The 4,159-nt window shown below is 60.6% G+C and carries 4 protein-coding genes; 2 read left to right on the top strand and 2 right to left on the bottom strand.

Annotated elements, in window-relative coordinates; all coding sequences use genetic code 11:
- Positions 1–397 precede the first annotated feature (397 nt).
- Positions 398–1,348: a hypothetical protein gene (locus AB0C29_RS36655; protein WP_360830374.1), complete on the top strand. Its 951-nt coding sequence runs from the start codon at positions 398–400 to the stop codon at positions 1,346–1,348.
- Positions 1,349–2,144: 796 nt separating this feature from the next.
- Here the strand turns inward: AB0C29_RS36655 and AB0C29_RS36650 are convergent.
- Complete coding sequence (locus AB0C29_RS36650; protein WP_360830371.1) at positions 2,145–2,618, bottom strand: hypothetical protein; 474 nt, start codon at positions 2,616–2,618, stop codon at positions 2,145–2,147.
- A gap of 39 nt (positions 2,619–2,657) precedes the next feature.
- Here AB0C29_RS36650 and AB0C29_RS36645 point away from each other — a divergent pair, with 39 nt between their 5' ends.
- Positions 2,658–2,879 (top strand): hypothetical protein, encoded by a 222-nt coding sequence (locus AB0C29_RS36645; protein ID WP_360830368.1) that lies wholly within the window; start codon positions 2,658–2,660, stop codon positions 2,877–2,879.
- A gap of 267 nt (positions 2,880–3,146) precedes the next feature.
- On the opposite strand, the gene AB0C29_RS36640 is transcribed toward AB0C29_RS36645, so the two are convergent.
- Positions 3,147–3,662 carry a DUF6082 family protein gene (locus AB0C29_RS36640; RefSeq protein ID WP_360830377.1) on the bottom strand — a complete coding sequence of 172 codons (516 nt, stop codon included), beginning with the start codon at positions 3,660–3,662 and terminating at the stop codon, positions 3,147–3,149.
- Positions 3,663–4,159: the final 497 nt, after the last annotated feature.

Raw genomic sequence — 4,159 nt, 5'->3', positions numbered from 1 at the left:
GCGCGACCACCGCACCGTGGGGAGTCCGGGGGTCGCCCCCGGAGCCAGCATGGTGGGCGCGGTAGGTTTCGAACCTACGACCCCTCGCTTGTAAGTCCGGGGCGCACCGTCCGGGCTCGTCTGTCCGTGGCCGTGACCTCGGATGGTCGTCCAGCGCGGCCTCGCCCTGGTCCTCGTCGTCCGAGCCGGTTGCTGTCACCGTTGCTGTCAGACCTGACTCCCACACCACCACCGCCAGCTCGGATCAAGCCATCTCGCGCACGAACCTCGTCAGCCACAAGCATCCTCGGGCCCACCGATCGGGGGATCGATCGATCAGCCATCTCCCGGCACAGTGGACAAGCACACTCGGCCGCTAGATGCCATGCGATCGTAATGCGACACAGAAGAGAAGGATATGGGTAGTCGATCGAAGCGACGGTTGCGAGCCCGTGATGAAAAAGTCGTTGGGGCCTCGATGCTTGTTACCAATGCGAATAGCGCGCAGCAGCCTGCTACCCCCGGGCATATTCATTCGGAGGCAGAGGGCGACCAGCGGCAGGCATCAACGGAAGGCGTAGCGGAAACCTTTGATCAACTAAGCGGTTGGACTACCGCTACCCTAGTTGCGGCTATACCAGCCATCGTCGCCCTGTTCCGGATACTCGTTCTTTCAAACGCGGATATGCAAGTTGCCCGTACGATCCTGGGCGAAATAGACATATTTGCCTTTCTAGGCTCGCTCGCCCTAGAGATGATCCGGACTGGTTACGCGTCATTACTGGTCTTCGCGCATCTAATCTGGAGGTACACGCTTAGGCCGCCTGATTCCAGAAACGGCGCCACCGTGCGAAACACCTACCTCCTGATCCTGATTTTCCTGGGCGCCCTAGCAATGATTATGACCAGAACTCCACTCAGCATGATCATCGCCACCGCAACGGTTTTCATCGCGATGTTTCTTATAACGATCGCAGAAAAGAAGGGGCATATCCTCCCAGGATCTAGTCGGATTGGCCCCGCAGCACTTACGGTCTATCTGCTGCTCCCCATGACCACTGCGTTCTACCTAATTGCTGATACGCCATGGATGCCCCTCGAGAACATAGGAGTTAAAGGTGAATCTGAGCATCGTTGGGCTTACGTGCTTTCGGTTAACGACACTCACACGACACTGTTGAGTGAGGTGGGAGGCGTTGAAAGAATTCCGAACAGCCTCGTTGAGACACGGATTATATGTCCGCAATATATTTTAGCGAAGATCGGACATGCGCAGGGCAGTCGGATTCAAGGGCTTTATCCGCCGCCAGTCGTGAAGGGATCGAAACCCCCCTCCGACTGCCAAGACGCTTTGAACAAAGGAAAGTAGGTGCCCGATTGGCGCGGATAGTTGTCGCCGAACGTGGCGCCTACTGACGAACTTCCCATAACTCGGCCACGACTGTCAGCTCGGAAATCGCGTTGAGCAAGCCGTCTCACCTGGTGCGAGCTGCTGTAACGGGCAGGCCACGGCATCCTGCCGGAGCCCTTGTTGTCTCTTGTTCGCCGATCGGACGGGCACGCAACGGGCATGCAACCTCGAAGATCATCGTTGCCTGGAAGCATGCCCGGCGACGATTCTGTAATCATGACTGGCTCTGAGACGTTGTCGATCGTCGCGATCGCCATGAGTACTGCCTCGCTGTCGTGGCAGGTCTTCTCGTGGCGGAAGAGTGGTCCTGTTATAGGCGTCGACCTCGCAGTGTTCAAGCCTGGGTCCGTGGAGCATCCCGAGGTGCATCTCCGCGTCTACAACGCTGGACGTGCGCCTGTCACCGTGGCGGGGTGGCACTGTTCCATCCAGTCTGCGCTTGATCCTGCGTCAGGTTTTGAAGGACCAGAAGCGCCTTACCGACTAGAACCGGGCTCCGAGGTGTGGTGGGTCCTAACCAGCGAGGCTTTGGCTGCGTCACGATCGGTAGATCTTGACGACGTTACTGGCTTCGTATGGTTGGCCGGAGGGCGAACCATTATGGCCAAGCGGCGGGTTGGATGATGATCGCCTCGATGCGAATTCGCGGCGACGCGGGTGGATCAGGTCGCGTACGAGGTCAGACGAGGTCTACCGGTGCGGTGAAGGCTGACTTGGTCCGGTCGGTTGCTGTACTTCGTTGCTGTACCGCCGTCTAGTCGTCATCGGCTTTGCCCACAAGGTTGATCAGGTCTTGGGCACGCGACATCTGCTGCCTCTGGAAGGCTTCCTGCTCAGCGATCAGCAGCTGGACGATCCGCGCCTTCTGTGCATCGGTTAGGTCAGGTGATCTCATCACGTGCTCAAGCGCAACGTCCGCATCCGTGCGTCCTCGGCGCCTGGGGTACATCAGATCCCGCCAAGCATGCAGGATCTGAGTGATTGAACCAGGCGTCCATTGCAGTCCCTTCTCCAGCTTGGCGAGGGTGGTGCGGTCGTAGCGGAATCTACGAGCGGACTCGATGTCTCCTAACGTCCGCAGGGCAAGGCCGGCGGCTTCGGCCAGCTCGGCTCGCGACAAGTCCAGTTCCACGCGACGGGCGACGACCCTTTGGCCGAGATCAGTCCACTGCTCCCGGGACGCCTTCTCCCTGCCGCTGCCCACTTCTGCCGAATCTTGCCCGTCCATGCTTGCGATCATACCGAATATTGCCTACCGTTGCCACCCATGACTCAAGATGCGACTACCGGCCAATCGAGGCCGTCGGTTCACCGCGCATGGCCGCTCACCGTCGTCATGCTGGCTTCGATGCTCGCGGCTAGCCTCGCTTCCCTCCTCATGCTGCTTGTCAGGGCCGAGGTTCCGGCAGTGCTGGGCGCCTCTGGGGCCACCTTCGCAACCTCGATCGGCATCGGGTTCGCCATCCTGCATTTCATGACCCGTGACTAGGCAGCGGTTAGCCTTACCTCCCCCAAGTCATCCACCGTCAAGGATTTGACGGTGAGAACTTTCCATACGTCTTCAAGGCGGCCCTCCGGGCCGCACGCGAACCATCTCGCCGGCCGTCCGCGCCTTGCCGCTTCGCTCCCGGCGCGGGCCGGCGGTGGCCACCACGGCTACCGCATACACGACGACGCCTCGATCATCCCGAACATTGGATGAGCGAGGCCTGCACTCCATACAGCTTGCGTATCGTGACTAGCAGCTGATGCCGACTCAAGCACTCGGTGATGGACCGTCGCCCTCAACGTCGCGTGGATCCCCGGACGATGACAGCCGCGACTCGATTCGACGAAGCTCGTCTTCCAGTATCGACACGGCGATCCTCGTCTTTCTTGACCTCTCGCTGAACTGCCCCGAAGCCAGCCTAGTATCCCCCCACCATGCTCGCCCTTCCGCGGTGCTAAAAAGCCCGCGGGCGAACTCTTGCCTCAAGTTACTCTCAGGGGTTTCGCCAAGCTCGTACCCAGCTAGCGCGTACTGCAAAACAAGAGTGCGCCACACGTCTCTCAGATATTCGCGGTCATCCGGACTCCTGCCCCAGGCCGGCGCAACAACGTCCGGGTACTCGAAGGAAAGTCGTGCAACCTCGACATGCATTGACCGTAAAGCCTGGATCTCTGCTGCTCGACTTTGCTTCACTTGCATACTGAACGACCTCGCTACCGCGAACAATGCAGCGGCCGAAATGATGGCGGACGCGAAGCCGTAAGCTTGACCGACATTGCTCATCCTTGCCAAGTCGTCGTCACCAACTCGGGTCAGTCCAAGGAAAGCGAGCGGAGACAGCAAAACCACCAATACAAACGCCGCGATAAGCAGTGGGTTCCTCGCCGCCTGCCACGTCAGTTTTAATCTGCTCACAAACGCTCCAGAGACTAGGACAGACTTGGCGCTGCCACAATGTCTGCAGCACAACTTCGATGATGGAGCATCGATGCACATCATGGTCTCGGCCAGTCGGCTCTTGCCCCGCCCACCCAGTTCTGCCTCCGGCGGGCAGGGCCTCCGGCCCTACGACCCGGATAGGGCCTCCGGCGGCCGGGGCTACTCGCCCCTGGACCCCGGCAGCTCTGGGATGCCTCGCCATCCAGCCGCGACCCATCGCGCACCGGAGGCAACCAGACCGTGGCGGGGGGGTGTAACGGGGGGGGTGGTTTTCGCCCCCGCCCCGCGCCGGGCGTGGGTTGGGTGGGCGGCGGGGTTGGGGCCCGGCCGTCCGTGCGGGC

The sequence above is a fragment of the Actinoplanes sp. NPDC048791 genome, from assembly GCF_040650095.1.
Taxonomy (GTDB): Bacteria; Actinomycetota; Actinomycetes; order Mycobacteriales; family Micromonosporaceae; genus Actinoplanes.
The sequence above is the reverse complement of the archived record's forward strand: the minus strand, read 5'-3'. Positions and strand labels throughout refer to the sequence as shown.

What these genes read in the sequence shown, in the direction of transcription:
- AB0C29_RS36650 (WP_360830371.1), bottom strand. Translation starts at nt 2,618, where the DNA reads ATGGACGGGCAAGATTCGGCAGAAGTGGGCAGCGGCAGGGAGAAGGCG.
- AB0C29_RS36645 (WP_360830368.1), top strand. Translation starts at nt 2,658, where the DNA reads ATGACTCAAGATGCGACTACCGGCCAATCGAGGCCGTCGGTTCACCGC.
- AB0C29_RS36655 (WP_360830374.1), top strand. Translation starts at nt 398, where the DNA reads ATGGGTAGTCGATCGAAGCGACGGTTGCGAGCCCGTGATGAAAAAGTC.
- AB0C29_RS36640 (WP_360830377.1), bottom strand. Translation starts at nt 3,662, where the DNA reads ATGAGCAATGTCGGTCAAGCTTACGGCTTCGCGTCCGCCATCATTTCG.